This window comes from Candidatus Eisenbacteria bacterium (assembly GCA_020847735.1).
Taxonomy (GTDB): Bacteria; Eisenbacteria; RBG-16-71-46; order RBG-16-71-46; family RBG-16-71-46; genus CAIXRL01.
This window is the reverse complement of record JADLBL010000019.1, coordinates 55,240-68,612: the sequence shown is the minus strand read 5'-3', so window position 1 is coordinate 68,612 and position 13,373 is coordinate 55,240. Positions and strand designations below refer to the sequence as shown.

The window sequence follows — 13,373 nt, the reverse complement described above, 5'->3', positions numbered from 1 at the left end:
GGTCAGGGTTTCCCCCATTGCCGAAGCCTCTCGACTGCTGCCTCCCGTAGGAGTCTGGGCCGTATCTCAGTCCCAGTGTGGCTGACCATCCTCTCAGACCAGCTACCCATCGTCGCCTTGGTGGTCTCTTACACCGCCAACTAGCTAATGGGACGCGAGACCATCTTCGACCGGTAGCTTATAAATAGAGGCCACCTTTGACCTCAGAGCCATGCGACTCCGTGGTCTCATGCGGTATTAGCACCCCGTTAGGAGTGTTATCCCCCTGTCGAAGGCAGGTTTCTCACGCGTTACTCACCCGTTCGCCACTCTACTCGAGGAGTTGCCCCCTCTTTCGCGTACGACTTGCATGCCTAATCCACGCCGCCAGCGTTCGTTCTGAGCCAGGATCAAACTCTCCATGGTAAAAATGGAGATAAATGCCCGCGGAGCGGATGCCCCACGAGCACTGATCATTGCAAGGTAATCACGCCGACATGCCGAACAGCGGCCTGCCGACGAGGACTTGCCGGGCCTTCAAAGTCACGTGCGCTATTCGATTTTCAAAGAGCGGAGACACGTCGAACGCCTCCCGCGTGGCGAGAAGCGGACGGGGAACCTAGCCGATGTCGAAGTGAGCGTCAACAACCATTTCGAGGCGGGCTGTGTTCCTGCAGCGCGCGCAACATATGCGCGATCACCAGGGCTGTCAAGCAGATCGGCGGAAGCTTTACTAACATGTTTCCGGGCAACGTTTTGCGTCATCGCTTCGGATCAGGAACCCCGCGCCGCCTGCGAACTGTCTGGAAGTGTCGGCCGGGCGCATGGATCAACTCCGCCCGGAAAGCTGGACAACGGCCCGCCGTGGTGCGATACGGGAACCGCGCAACTGCGCGATTCGCCTCGTCGGATCAGGCATATGGCCTGGCCGGCGGCGCGTTCGGCCCCTTCGGAGCACCCCTTTGACGAACATGGATCTGGGCGTTCTTGCTGACCTGAGTGCCCGCGGCCTGCTGCACCAGTTCACGTTCGGCGATCGCCCCGATTTGCTGGCGCGCGAGTCGGTCACGGCGTACGCCGGCTTCGATCCGACCGCGGACAGCCTGCACATCGGCCACTTGCTGCCGGCCCTCGGCCTCGCGCGCCTGCAGCGCGCGGGGCATCGTCCGATCGCGGTGGTCGGCGGCGGCACCGGGCTCATTGGCGACCCGAGCGGCAAGGCGAACGAGCGCCCCATGCTGTCACGCGAGGTGATCGAAGCCAACACCGCGGCGATCGCTGGACAGCTGGGCCGACTGCTCGAGTTCGACGGCCCGCGGGCCGCGAGGCTCGTGGACAACGCGGCCTGGCTTTGTCAGCTCAATCTGATCGAGTTCCTGCGCGACATCGGCAAGCACTTCACCGTCAACTCGATGGTCCAGCGGGACTCGGTGCAACTGAGGCTGGGAAGCCAGCAGGGCATTTCGTTCACCGAGTTCACGTACGCACTGCTGCAGGCCTACGACTTTCTCGAACTGTTCGACCGCTTCGATTGCACGCTCCAGATCGGCGGAAGCGATCAGTGGGGCAACATCCTCGATGGTCGCGAACTGATCCGCGTCCTGAGGAGCCGTGAAGCGCACGGACTCACCCAGGTGCTCGTCACGCGCTCGGATGGCCGGAAGTTCGGCAAGTCCGAGGCGGGAAACGTCTGGCTCGACGCGAAGCGCACGAGCCCGTACCGCTTTCACCAGTTCTGGCTCAACGTGGACGACGACGACGTGCTTCGCTACCTGCGCTACTTCACCTTCCTGCCGCTCGACGAGATCTCGGCGATCGAAGCCCGGCACCTCGCCGATCCCTCCCGGCGCGAAGCGCAACGCGCTCTCGCGGACCAGGTCACGGGGCTGATTCATGGCGCCGACGCCGTGGCGGCCGCCCGACGCACGGCGGCCGCGCTCTTCGAAGGCGGTGACCTGCGCGGGCTGTCCGCCGAGGAGCTTGCCGAGAGCCTGAGCGAGGCTCCCCGGGCGACGGCGACGCGCGGGGATCTCGATTCCCACCGGCTCGATCTGCCCGGAACGCTCGTGCTCTGCGCGCTGGCGAAATCGAAGACCGAGGCTCGCACGCACATCCTGAACGGCGCGGTGGCCATCAACCAGCAGGTCGTCCAGGATGCGAAGCGGGTGCTGACGGGCGCCGACCTGCTCGCCAACCGTTTCATCGTGCTGCGGCTGGGCAGGAAGAAGTACAGCCTGATCGAACTGCTGGACTGAACGGCCGCGCACGGATCGCGCTTGCCCGTCTGTTGAACCCCACCTAGGCTGGCCGCGCGAAAGGAGTCGCACCCCGATCATGACCCTGCCTGCCCTCAATGTCGCGAGGCGCTTCCCGTGGAAGCTGTTCCTCGCCGTCGTGCTCATCGTCGTCTTCGGCGCGGCCGGAGCGACCTTCGGCCTGGTTCAGTGGCTGCGCCGCGACCTGCCCACACCGGAGCAGGTCGCGGCGGTCCAGACCCCGGTCAAGACGCTCGTGTTCGACGTGCACGGTCGCGTCCTGCACGAGTTCTATCGCGAGAACCGCACCCGGGTGCTGCTGAAGGCCATTCCGCGAAACCTGATCAACGCGACGCTCTCGACCGAGGACCGCAGCTTCTACCGACACTGGGGCGTGGATCTCTGGGGCATCGCGCGCGCGGCCGCGACCGACGTGCTGCACCGGCGCCGTGCGCAGGGCGGCAGCACCATCACCCAGCAGCTGGCGCGGAACCTCTTCCTCACCCATGAGCGGTCGTTCGCGCGCAAGCTCAAGGAAGTGGCGCTCGCCATCGAGTTGGAACGCAACTACTCGAAGGATCAGATCCTCGAGATGTATTTCAACCAGATCTACTTCGGCGAGGGCGCCTACGGAGTGGACGCCGCCGCCAAGACCTTCTTCGGCCGGCCGCTCGCCGACCTCTCGCTCGCGGAGTGCGCGCTTCTCGCCGGAATCCCGGCGAACCCCAGCCTCTATTCCCCCCGGCGCCAGCCGAAGGCCGCGCTCGCCCGCCGGTCGAAGGTCCTGCGCAACATGCTGGTCACGAAGGCCATCTCCCAGGTCGAGTTCGACAACGCGATCAACGCGCCGCTGGGCGTGACCGCGGTCCGCTACGAGAACGACCGCGCTCCGTACTTCGTCGAAATGGTGCGTCTGTACCTGGACGAGAAGTACGGTTCGAACCAGGTGTACGAGGGTGGCCTGCGCGTTTACACGACCCTCGACATGGATCTCCAGCAGCTCGCCGAGCGCTCCCTCGAGAAGCAGCTGGAGTCGCTCGAGACCCAGCTCAAACTCAAGCACACGCGCGCGACCTTCACGGCGGCCGCCGCGGCGGCCGAAGGCGCGAATCCGGGCGCCCGCACGGATTACCTGCAGGGCGCGCTCGTCGCGCTCGACCCGCGGAACGGCTACATCCGGGCGCTGGTCGGCGGCCGCGACTGGAACCAGAGCAACTTCAACCGCGCGACGCAGGCGATGCGGCAGCCTGGTTCGGCGTTCAAGCCCTTCGTTTACACCGCGGCGATGGACAACGGCTTCAAGCCCACCGACATCATCGTGGACGAGCCCGTATCCTTCCCCGGCGGCGACGGCAAGCCCTACGAGCCGTCCAACTATGACCGCAAGTTCCGCGGTCCGGTGACGCTGCGCTACGCGCTCCAGCAGTCCATCAACATCCCCGCCATCAAGCTGCTCCGCAAGGTCGGGGTCTCGCTCGTGGCCTCGTACGCGCGACGCATGGGCATCCGGAGCCCGATCGGGCAGAACCTCTCGCTCGCGCTGGGAAGCAGCGAGGTGACGCTGCTCGAGCTCACGTCCGCCTACGCCGTGCTCGCGGATCGTGGCGTCCGCAATCAGCCCCTGTACATCCTCCGCGTCGAGGACCGCGCCGGAAACGTGCTCGAACGCAACGCGCCCCGCCCGTTCGAGGTGCTCTCCGAAGGCACCGCCGCCACCATGACGTCCATGCTGCAGAGCGTGATGGACCACGGCACCGGTTACCCGGCACGCGCGCGCGGCTTCACCATTCCCGCGGCCGGGAAGACGGGCACCATGGACGAGTACATGGACGCGTGGTTCGTCGGCTACATCCCCAGTCTCGTCTGCGGCGTCTGGGTCGGCTACGACGAAAAGAAGACCATCGGGCCGGGCATGACCGGCTCGTCGGCCGCGCTGCCGATCTGGACGGAGTTCATGATCGGAGCAACGCGCGGACTGCCGGTGGAGAACTTCCCGGTTCCGGCCGGAACAGTCACCCGGCTCGTGTGCGCCGAATCGGGCATGCTGGCCACCGACGCCTGCCCGAACACGACGACCGAGAACTTCGCGGAAGGCTCGGAGCCGACCGAGTACTGCACGACGCATCCCGGTCGTCCGCTGCAGCCCGTCGGAATCGAGGCCCAGCAGCAGCCGCCCACCGACCTGCGCAAGCTCGACCGCAGCCAGCGGGGCAAGGACCGGGAGCGGATCCACACCCGCTGAAGAAACGTCCGCCGGCGAACCTCCGCGTCAGCCGATCCGGTCGAGCACCCGCCGGCCCGCCGCCGGCGCCTCGTCCGCGATTCGAAAGCACGCGGCCGCGCGCGCGACCGCGCCGGGGTCGTCGCCGGCCGTGTGCAGTTCGGCGAGCGGTTCGCCGCGACGCACGCGCTCGCCGGGCCGCCGCAGGACGACGAGGCCGACACGAGGGTCGATCTCGTCCTCCTTCGTCCGCCTGCCGCCACCCAGGCCGACGACCAGTTCGCCGACGGCAAAGCAATCACACCCGGCGACCACTCCGTCGGCGGGGCTCGGCACCGCCGTCACGACGGGCGCGGGGTGAAGCGGCGCCCTCCCCTCCAGCGCCCGGATGTCGCCACCCTGCGCCCGGACCAGTTCCAGGAACCGTTCCCAGGCGGCTCCCGAGTCGAGCGCCGCGCCCGCCCGGCGGCGCGCGGGCTCGAGCCCCGGCTCCGCGCCGGCCAGGGTCAGCATCTCGGCCGCGAGTTCGATCGTGAGCTCGCGCGTGTCGGCGGGCCCGCGCCCGTGCAGCGTCTCGCAGGCCTCGGCGACCTCCAGCGCGTTGCCGACGGCGCCGCCGAGCGGCCAGTTCATGTCGGTCACCAGCGCGGAGGCGCGCGCGCCCAACGCGTGCGAGGTGGCCACCAGTCGTTTCGCGAGACTGCGGGCCGCCTCCGGCGTCTTCATGAACGCGCCGCTGCCGCATTTCACGTCGTAGGCGATGGCCTTCGCGCCCTCGGCGATCTTCTTGCTCACGATGCTCGAGACGATGAAGGGCTCGAACTCGACCGTCGAGGTCACGTCCCGCAGCGCGTAGAGCAGGCCGTCCGCGGGAGCCAGGTCGGGCCCCTGGCCCACCATGACGACGCCGATGCGGTCCAGTTGCGCGCCCATCGCCTCCGCGTCCAGCGTGGTGCGAAACCCGGGGATGGACTCGAGCTTGTCGAGCGTGCCGCCGGTGTGGCCGAGCCCGCGGCCCGAGACCATCGGCACCAGCACGCCGCAGGCGGCGACCAGCGGCGCCAGCATGAGCGAGATCTTGTCGCCCACGCCGCCCGTCGAGTGCTTGTCGGCCGTCGGCCGCCCGAGCGCGCTCCAGTCGAAGACCCGCCCCGAGTGCAGCATCGAGTCGGTGAGCGCGTCCGTCTCGGCGGCATCCAGCCCGTTCAGGAAGGCGGCCATCAGCCAGGCGCTCATCTGATAGTCCTGAACGGAGCCCGCGCGGTAGCCGGCGACGAACTCCCGAATCGCCTGCGCTTCGTGCGACCGCCGGTCCCGTTTGGTCCGGATGAACTCGCGGGGATCGATCACGCGGTCAGTAGCCCTTTCCGGCGGGCGTCTCGCCCCGGACGATCTTGACGCCGGCCGAAGCGCCCAGCCGCGTCGCGCCGGCGGCCACCATCTTTTCCGCGTCGTCGCGCGTGCGCACGCCACCCGAAGCCTTGACCCCCATCTCGGGCCCGACGGTCTCGCGCATCAACTGCACGTCCTCGACCGTCGCCCCACCGCCCGCGAAACCCGTCGAGGTCTTCACGTAGTCGGCGCCGGCCGCCTTGGCGAGCGTGCAGCCCATGACCTTCTCGTCGCGCGTGAGCAGCGCGGTCTCGAGGATCACCTTGACGATGACGCCCTTCCCGGCGGCCTGGACGACCCCGAGCATGTCCTGCTCGACGAGCGCGTAGTCACGGGACTTGAGCGCGCCGATGTTGATCACCATGTCCACTTCCTCGGCGCCCTGCTCGACCGCACGGCGGGCTTCGTAGGCCTTGATGTCCGGCAGGTGCGCTCCGAGCGGGAACCCGATCACCGTGCAAACCTTGACGCCCGTGCCGCGCAGGCGCTCGCGGCAGAGCGCCACCCAGTTCGGGTTCACGCACACCGAGGCGAAGCAGAACTGCGCCGCTTCACGGCAAAGCTGCTCGATCTCCTCACGCGTCGCGTCGGGCTTGAGGAGCGTGTGATCGATGAGCGAGGCGAGGCCGTCGGACGCGGGGCAGTAGCCCATGGTGGCGACGACCCGCGAGGCGCCCGCCTCGGCCAGCACTCGCGTCTCGGCCGGATCGCGCACGCCGGCGACGCCCCAGTTGCGGCAACGCTCGCAGGTCGCCGGATCGTGGGCGACCTCTCCGGGCGCGAGCGGGGCGGCGGGTGCGTGCGCGGAAGTACCGCCCTGCGCGGGCACGCCGTGCAGCGCCTGCAGCACCTGGCGGGTGATGACTTCGACCAGCTGATCGCGTTCTCGGCTCACGGCCTTCTCCGCGGGGTCGGGAATCGGAAGGCGTCGGCGAGCAGAGCGGTGAGCCGCCGGCGGACCATGGAGCCGCGCGCGTCGCGGAAGTGCACCCAGATCCCCGGGGCGAACTCGTCCAGCACCTGGCGACAGGCGCCACAGGGCGCCGAGCCGCGTCCCGGGCCCGCCGTGACCGCGATGGCCACGAAATCCCGCTCGCCCTCGCTCACGGCCTTGAAGACCGCGGTGCGTTCGGCGCAGCAGGACAGGCCGAAGGACGCGTTCTCGACGTTGCAGCCGCGCACGACGCGGCCCGAGCCCGTCAGCAGCGCGGCGCCGACGGCGAAGCGCGAGTACGGCGAGTAGGAGGATTTCCGGGCCTTCTCGGCCTCGGCCATGAGTTCCCTGGGCTTCACGCGCGCAGCTCCTGAAGGAAGCTCGCGCCGTGGCGCCCCGGCGCGAGACCGAACTGGTCCGACAGTGTCGCACCGAGGTCGGCAAACGTCGACCGGGTGCCGAGGTCCACGCCCGGACGCACGCGCGGCCCGGCCGCCAGGAACGGCGTGTACTCGCGCGTGTGGTCGGTGCCGGGCGTCGTGGGATCGTTGCCGTGGTCCGCGGTCACCCAGACCATTTCGTCGTCCCGCAGGCGCCCGAGAAACCTCCCGAGCGTCTCGTCGAACGATTCGAGCGCCCGCGCGAACCCGGCCGGGTCGTTGCGGTGACCGAACTGCGTGTCGAAGTCCACGAGGTTGGCGAACACCAGCCCTTCGCCGGGCTTCTTCGCCAGGTCGAGCAGCACCTCCTGTCCCTCGGCGTTGCTGTGGGTGTGGATCGCGTCGCCGACGCCGCGGCCCGCGAACAGGTCGTCCACCTTGCCGACCGTGACGACGCGGTGCCCGTTCTCGGTCAGCCGGTCGAGAACGGTCGGCGCGAAGGGCTCGAGCGAGAAGTCGCGGCGGTTCGCCGTGCGCGTCCACGCGCCCTGCTCGCCGACGAAGGGCCGGGCGATCACCCGTCCGACGGCATGCTCGCCCGTCAGCAGCTCCCGCGCCGCGCGGCACGCGGCGTAGAGTTCCTCCAGCGGCACGATCCGCTCGTGCGCCGCGATCTGGAAGACCGAGTCGGCCGACGTGTAGACGATGAACCGGCCGGTCTCGACGTGACGCGCGCCGAGCCGCGCGATGATTTCCGTGCCCGAAGCCGCGCAGTTTCCGAGCCAGCCCCGGCCGACACGTTCCGCCCACCGGTCGAGCAGCACCGTGGGAAAACCGTCCGGATAGGTCGGGAACGGACGCTCGAGCACCAGCCCCATCATCTCCCAGTGCCCGGTGGTGCTGTCCTTTCCCGCCGACTTCTCGGCGAGACGGGCGCGGGCGCCGCGTGCGTCCGCGACGGGCTGCACCCCGGAGACGCGGGCAAGCCTCCCCAGCCCGAGCGACTCGAGCACCGGCAGGCGCAATCCTCCGACCGCCTCGGCCACGTGGCCGAGCGTGTTCGCGCCCCGGTCGCCGTAACGGTCCGCGTCCGGCAACTCGCCGATGCCGACGCCGTCGAGCACGATGAGAAAGGTGCGCATGCTCAGGCTCCTCCGCCCGCCGCCGCGAAGTCGCGCTGGCGCAGGTAGTCGTCCGCGGCGGCGGTCCACTCCGGTCTTTCGCCGACGAGCGTCGTCACCCGCACGGCCCGTCCCTGGCTGCGATACAGGCGGGCCACCCGCTTGCCGAGCGTGCACATGATCTCGTAGGCGAGCGTCTCGCTCCAGGCGGCGACTTCCTCGACGCGGAGCTCTTCGCCGTTCTGCTCGCCGAACAGGACCACTTCGTCGCCGACGCCGACGCCCGCGATGTCCGTCAGGTCGAGCATCGTCAGGTCCATCGTCACCCGGCCCACGATCGGCGCGCGGCGCCCGCGCACCAGCATCTGTCCGCGGTTCGACAGCAGCCAGGAGTAGCCGTGGCCGTAGCCCACGGGCACGACGCCGATGCGGCTCGGCCGCGACGTCACGTACGAGCGCCCGTAGCTGATCGGCGTTCCGGCCGGGAGGTCGCGGACCTGCACGAGCCGGCTTCGCAGCGACATGACCGGAGCGAGCGCGAGTCGGGCGGCGTCGTGGGGCGGATGCACGCCATACGCGACGAGCCCGATCCGCACGACATCGAAGCGCGCTTCGGGAAGGTTCATCGTGCCGGCGCTGTTCGACGCGTGCACCTGGGGCGGGCGCAGACCGCGGGCGGCCAGCCGCTCGACGATGGCCCGAAAGCGCCCGACCTGGCCGCGGGCGAAGGACAGATCCTCCGCGTCGGCGTCGGGAAAGTGCGTATAGACGCTCGCCAGCCGAAGTCCGGGAAGCGCGGACACCCGCGCGACGAACTCCTCGGCGTCCGCCTCGCGGACACCGATGCGGCCCATGCCCGTGTCGATCTCGACGTGGAAACGCACCGGGCGTCCGCTCCGCCGGGCCGCGGCCGAGAGTTCACCGGCGAAAGCTTGGTCGGCCACGGTCGGGTCAATGCCGTGCTCCACCGCATCGTCGATCTCGGCGGTCAGCAGGGGCGAAAGCGCGACGATCGGTAACCGGCAGCCGGCCATGCGAAGCTGTACGCCCTCGTGCAGGGTCGCGACGCCGAGTTGCGACACCCCTTCGCGCTCGGCCGCCGCCGCCATCTCGCGGGCCCCGTGACCGTACGCGTCCGCCTTGGCGACCAGGAGCAGCTCGCAGGCATCGCGCACCTCGGTCCGAATCACGCGCAGGTTCGCCGCGAACCGGTCCAGGTCCACCTCCACCCACGTCACCAGGGGCATTGACATGTCGTTTCTCCACTCCACCGGTCGTACGCGATCCGTGCGACGCCGGGCCGGCCACAATAGCCAGCGGCGAGGGCGACGCGCAATTCGCGCGCGCCGGCCCGCCGGCAACGAGCGCACCGGGCGGAGCCGTCCGCGAGGCCCTCGCCGCCGCTGCGGCGCGCGTTCGAGAAGCGGACCCAGGTGTGCACGCGTGGGCCGGGTCGGCTAAGGTCGCGCTCCATGACCGACCGTGAGCGCACCGCATTCGAGCAGCTCGTCGCTGTCTGCCGCCGGCTTCGCGGCCCCGACGGATGCCCGTGGGACCGCGAGCAGACGCTCGAGACGATGACGCCCTACCTGACCGAGGAATCGGTCGAAGCCGTCGAAGCGATCGCCTCCGGCGACGCCGATCACGCGGCCGAGGAGCTCGGCGACCTCGGGTTCCTGGTGGTCTTCTGCCTCGAACTGCTCGGCGAGCAGCGCGGCATCGGGCTCGCCGAGGCGCTCGAGCGCGCGGCGAACAAGCTGATCCGCCGCCATCCGCACGTGTACGGCGACGCGGTGGTGCAGGACGGCGGCGCCGCGTATCGCCAGTGGCAGGAGATCAAGAAGGCCGAGAAGCGCTCCGGCGACGCGCCGGCATCGCTGCTCGGAGAGCAGCCCAGGGGGCTGCCCGCGCTGGTGGCCGCCTACCGGCTCCAGGAAAAGGCCGCGGCCGTCGGCTTCGACTGGCCCTCGACCGCCGGCCCGGTCGCGAAGATCCGCGAGGAGACGGCCGAGGTCGAACGTTCGCTGTCGGAGGGCGACGCGACCCCCGACACGGCGCACGAAATCGGTGACCTGCTGTTCGCGGTCGTGAACCTCGCGCGCCACCTGCGGGTGGATCCCGAACGCGAGTTGCGCGCCACTTTGCGCCGCTTTCGCGAACGTTTCCTGCACGTCGAGCGGCGGCTCGCGGAGACCGGCCGCGCACCGTCGCAGGCCACCCTCGAAGAGATGGACCGCTACTGGGAGGAGGCCAAGCGCCTCGCCCGCATGCAGGCGGCCGGCGCGCCGCCTGCCGGAGAGCCGACATGACGGACGCCACACCCTCACGCGACGCCGCACTCTTCCTGCAACTCGTGCTCGGCCTGCAGCAGGCGGCCATGGTCGCGCTCGGCAAGCTGATGAACCCGATGACGGGCAAGCTCGAGCGCAATCTCGACGCGGCCAAGAACACGATCGACACGCTGGGCGCCCTCGAAGCGCGCACGAAGGGGAACCTCGAGGCCGACGAGCAGCGCGTGCTGACCCAGGTCGTGACCGACCTGCGGCTCAACTACGTGGACGAGCTCAAGAAGGGCGCGGCGGGAAGCTGAGGCCGACCGCTTTCGGCCGGCGGCTCAGAGCGCCTGCAGCACGGCGCACTTGAGGTAGTGGGTCTCGGGCACCGCCAGCAGTTCGGGGTGGTCCGGCGCTTCGCCCGCCCACTCGAGAACGCGCATCGGCCGCCGGGCCAGCCTCGCCGATTCGAGCAGCACCTGGCGGAACAGCGGATCGTCCAGGTGATGGCTGCACGAGCACGTCACGAGCACGCCGTCCTCCTCGAGCAGGCTCATCGCCGCCCGGTTGAGTTCGCGATAGGCCCGAGCGCCGGCCGCGACGGCACGACGCGACTTGACCAGCGCCGGCGGATCCAGCACGACGATCCCGAAGCGTTCGCCCTCGCGCTCGAGGCGGCGGAGTTCGTCGAAGGCGGAGGCCCGGCGGAAGGCGATGCGATCGGCGTAGCCCGCGCGCGCGGCGTTCTCCGCCGCGGCGGCCAGCGCCGGCTCGCTCGAATCCACCGCGAGCACGCTGGTCGCTCCGCCCCGCGCCAGGTGCAGGGCCCACTCCCCCTGGTAGCAGAAGCAGTCGAGCGCGCGCTTTCCGGACGCCCGGCGTTCGGCTCGCCGCCGGTTCTCGCGCTGGTCCAGGAAGAGCCCGGTCTTCTGACCTCCGAGCAGGTCCACGTCGAGCGCGAACCCTCCCACTTCGACGCGCGCACGTTCGGGAACGTCGCCCCACCAGATCTCGCGGCGGCGATCCAGCCCCTCGAGCGCGCGCATCGGCGAATCGCCGACGTAAACCGCGCCTCGCGGCGCGAACACGCGCTCGAGCGCGTCGCGCACCTCGTCGAGCCGGCGCTCGATACCCAGCGTAAGCACCTGAACGGCGAGCCACTCGCCATATCGGTCCACGACCAGCCCCGGCAATTGGTCCGACTCGCCGTAGACCAGCCGCACGGCCGCTTCCTCGGGGTAGACGGCCGCGCGTAGGCGCCGTGCGCGCTCGAGCCGCCGCACGAAGAACTCGGTGTCGATCCCGTCCCGACGGCGCGTCAGGACCCGGGCGCAGATCAGGCTGTGACGGTTCACGTAGGCGACGCCGAGGAACGCGCCGCGCGGGTCCGTGATCTCGGCGAGCCCGCCATCCTCGACCACGCCCTCCCAGGCCGCCACTTCATTGCTGAAGATCCACGGGTGACCGCCGCGCACGCGGCGGTCCTCGCCGCGGCGCAGGATCAGGCGGGCCGTCGGGCGCGAGGTGAGGCGGTCCGCGGTTTCGTGCGGCATCCATTTCTCCGGAACGGTGCGTGGGAACGCGACGGCCCCGGCCGGGTTCGGGCCGGGGCCGTCGAAGCGAACGGGCTCAGGCGGTTGGTGCGGACGGCTTTCCGACGCGCCGTCGCTGGGCCCGGACCATGCCGGTGGCGCCGCCAAGCTCCTTCGGGAACTCCGTACCGCGATCCAGCACCCGGCATTCGGTCCGGCTCATGGCGAACGCCGACTTGAGGTACTCGACCGCGAACTCGGTCTCGAACGGCTTGACCGAGAAGACGTCCACGCTGGCGTAGGTCTTCTCGGGAAAGGTGTGGACGCTGACGTGGCTCTCGGCGATCAGGACGAAACCCGAAAGCCCCCAGTCCTCCGGCTTGAGCCCGCTGTACTTGAAGACGTAGGGCGGCATGATCTTGGTCATGCCGATGCGCGGCGGAAGCTCCTCGAGCACGCGGTAGACCAGGTTCAGGTCGGTCAGGCGCTCCTTGTCGCAGCCGTAGCCGTCCACCAGCAGGTGAGGCCCGAATCCCGTCATGCCGCCGACCGCCTTCGAGAGTGGCTTTCGCTCCGAGGCGTCGCGAGCGGGTGACCCGATCGGCCGCCCGCCCGCGATCCCCTACTCCTCGTCGTCCACGAGGCCGTCGAAGTCTTCTTCCTCGTCGAACGAGTCGTCCTCGTCGAAGTCCTCGTCGAAATCCGAGTCCTCCTCGTCGAACTCCTCCTCGATGTCGTCCTCGTAGAGGTCGGCTTCCTGTTCCTCGATGCCTTCCTCGCCGTATGCGTTCGCGTCGTCTTCTCCGAAGACGTCGAACTCGCCGCCGTCCTCGCCCTTCTTGCGCTTCATGTCACCCTCGATCTGGGATCGGTCCGGTGCCGCGGCCCTGCTGCGGCGTCCGTGCAGCCAACGCTCGCCGGGGCACTCTTTCCGCGCTTCCCGCACGGATTTTCCTTGAAAGGCACGCGCAGTATACGAACGCCCCCCCGTCGGTCAACCCAATTCCTGCCCCATGAAGGAGTAACGGGCAAGCTCCCAAGCCTATCGCGCTCCATGGCTTGCGGCGGTCGCTGTGAAGGGGTGCGGGGCCTGTCCAGCGAATACGATCCGTGGCGGGGCGTTCACATGGCCGCGGCACCGTACGACGCGCCGGCACCCTCGTTCAGGCGAGTTGGGTGATGGCGGGGTTGACGGGACTCGAACCCGCGACCTCCTGCGTGACAGGCAGGCGTTCTAACCAGCTGAACTACAACCCCGCATCGGTCGCCGGAAAGCGCGAAGCTCG

The 13,373-nt window shown here is 69.4% G+C and carries 12 protein-coding genes, 1 tRNA gene and 1 rRNA gene; 4 read left to right on the top strand and 10 right to left on the bottom strand.

The features are described from left to right. A 16S ribosomal RNA gene (locus IT347_08835) occupies positions 1–405 on the bottom strand; the annotation flags it as partial. Between the two features lie 545 nt (positions 406–950). Between IT347_08835 and IT347_08830 the strand changes: the two genes are divergently transcribed. Beyond that, positions 951–2,234, top strand: a complete 1,284-nt coding sequence (locus IT347_08830) for a tyrosine--tRNA ligase (GenBank protein MCC6349679.1) — start codon at positions 951–953, stop codon at positions 2,232–2,234. A 79-nt stretch (positions 2,235–2,313) separates the two neighbouring features. Further along, entirely contained in the window at positions 2,314–4,476 is a 2,163-nt protein-coding gene (locus IT347_08825) for a PBP1A family penicillin-binding protein (protein MCC6349678.1), read from the top strand. Positions 4,477–4,503: 27 nt separating this feature from the next. On the opposite strand, the gene IT347_08820 is transcribed toward IT347_08825, so the two are convergent. The 5 genes from IT347_08820 to alr all read right to left on the bottom strand — a co-directional run bounded on the left by IT347_08820 (position 4,504) and on the right by alr (position 9,535). Beyond that, positions 4,504–5,802 (bottom strand): thymidine phosphorylase, encoded by a 1,299-nt coding sequence (locus tag IT347_08820; protein ID MCC6349677.1) that lies wholly within the window; start codon positions 5,800–5,802, stop codon positions 4,504–4,506. A gap of 7 nt (positions 5,803–5,809) precedes the next feature. Further along, positions 5,810–6,499, bottom strand: a complete 690-nt coding sequence (gene deoC / locus IT347_08815; GenBank protein MCC6349676.1) for a deoxyribose-phosphate aldolase — start codon at positions 6,497–6,499, stop codon at positions 5,810–5,812. A gap of 239 nt (positions 6,500–6,738) precedes the next feature. Next, the gene (gene cdd / locus IT347_08810) at positions 6,739–7,122 is read right to left on the bottom strand and encodes a cytidine deaminase (protein MCC6349675.1); all 384 of its coding nucleotides are present in this window, start codon (positions 7,120–7,122) and stop codon (positions 6,739–6,741) included. A 14-nt stretch (positions 7,123–7,136) separates the two neighbouring features. Next, positions 7,137–8,303, bottom strand: a complete 1,167-nt coding sequence (locus IT347_08805; GenBank protein ID MCC6349674.1) for a phosphopentomutase — start codon at positions 8,301–8,303, stop codon at positions 7,137–7,139. 2 nt (positions 8,304–8,305) lie between these two features. Continuing rightward, on the bottom strand, positions 8,306–9,535 hold the full coding sequence (gene alr, locus IT347_08800; GenBank protein ID MCC6349673.1) for an alanine racemase: 1,230 nt from the start codon (positions 9,533–9,535) through the stop codon (positions 8,306–8,308). A gap of 219 nt (positions 9,536–9,754) precedes the next feature. On the opposite strand from alr, the gene mazG reads away from it, so the two are divergent. Both mazG and IT347_08790 read left to right on the top strand, forming a co-directional pair. Next, positions 9,755–10,591 carry a nucleoside triphosphate pyrophosphohydrolase gene (gene mazG / locus IT347_08795; protein MCC6349672.1) on the top strand — a complete coding sequence of 279 codons (837 nt, stop codon included), beginning with the start codon at positions 9,755–9,757 and terminating at the stop codon, positions 10,589–10,591. Beyond that, positions 10,588–10,872 carry a DUF1844 domain-containing protein gene (locus IT347_08790; protein MCC6349671.1) on the top strand — a complete coding sequence of 95 codons (285 nt, stop codon included), beginning with the start codon at positions 10,588–10,590 and terminating at the stop codon, positions 10,870–10,872. Before mazG ends, IT347_08790 begins: the two co-directional genes overlap by 4 nt. Before the next feature lie 24 nt (positions 10,873–10,896). Here IT347_08790 and IT347_08785 read toward each other — a convergent pair whose 3' ends face one another. From IT347_08785 to IT347_08770, 4 genes are all read right to left on the bottom strand, one after another. Continuing rightward, the gene (locus tag IT347_08785) at positions 10,897–12,108 is read right to left on the bottom strand and encodes a class I SAM-dependent rRNA methyltransferase (GenBank protein ID MCC6349670.1); all 1,212 of its coding nucleotides are present in this window, start codon (positions 12,106–12,108) and stop codon (positions 10,897–10,899) included. Positions 12,109–12,184: 76 nt separating this feature from the next. Beyond that, a complete protein-coding gene (gene speD / locus IT347_08780) occupies positions 12,185–12,628 on the bottom strand; it encodes an adenosylmethionine decarboxylase (GenBank protein ID MCC6349669.1) in 444 nt (147 codons plus the stop codon). Positions 12,629–12,709: 81 nt separating this feature from the next. Next, on the bottom strand, positions 12,710–12,937 hold the full coding sequence (locus IT347_08775) for a hypothetical protein (protein ID MCC6349668.1): 228 nt from the start codon (positions 12,935–12,937) through the stop codon (positions 12,710–12,712). Between the two features lie 330 nt (positions 12,938–13,267). Beyond that, a tRNA-Asp gene (locus IT347_08770) sits at positions 13,268–13,344 on the bottom strand. Positions 13,345–13,373: the final 29 nt, after the last annotated feature.

Bases quoted from the DNA above. Each gene is read 5' to 3' on its own strand.
- IT347_08830 (MCC6349679.1), top strand. From the start codon at position 951: ATGGATCTGGGCGTTCTTGCTGACCTGAGTGCCCGCGGCCTGCTGCAC.
- IT347_08825 (MCC6349678.1), top strand. From the start codon at position 2,314: ATGACCCTGCCTGCCCTCAATGTCGCGAGGCGCTTCCCGTGGAAGCTG.
- deoC (MCC6349676.1), bottom strand. From the start codon at position 6,499: ATGGGCTACTGCCCCGCGTCCGACGGCCTCGCCTCGCTCATCGATCAC.
- cdd (MCC6349675.1), bottom strand. From the start codon at position 7,122: ATGGCCGAGGCCGAGAAGGCCCGGAAATCCTCCTACTCGCCGTACTCG.
- IT347_08805 (MCC6349674.1), bottom strand. From the start codon at position 8,303: ATGCGCACCTTTCTCATCGTGCTCGACGGCGTCGGCATCGGCGAGTTG.
- alr (MCC6349673.1), bottom strand. From the start codon at position 9,535: ATGTCAATGCCCCTGGTGACGTGGGTGGAGGTGGACCTGGACCGGTTC.
- mazG (MCC6349672.1), top strand. From the start codon at position 9,755: ATGACCGACCGTGAGCGCACCGCATTCGAGCAGCTCGTCGCTGTCTGC.
- IT347_08790 (MCC6349671.1), top strand. From the start codon at position 10,588: ATGACGGACGCCACACCCTCACGCGACGCCGCACTCTTCCTGCAACTC.
- IT347_08785 (MCC6349670.1), bottom strand. From the start codon at position 12,108: ATGCCGCACGAAACCGCGGACCGCCTCACCTCGCGCCCGACGGCCCGC.
- speD (MCC6349669.1), bottom strand. From the start codon at position 12,628: ATGACGGGATTCGGGCCTCACCTGCTGGTGGACGGCTACGGCTGCGAC.
- IT347_08775 (MCC6349668.1), bottom strand. From the start codon at position 12,937: ATGAAGCGCAAGAAGGGCGAGGACGGCGGCGAGTTCGACGTCTTCGGA.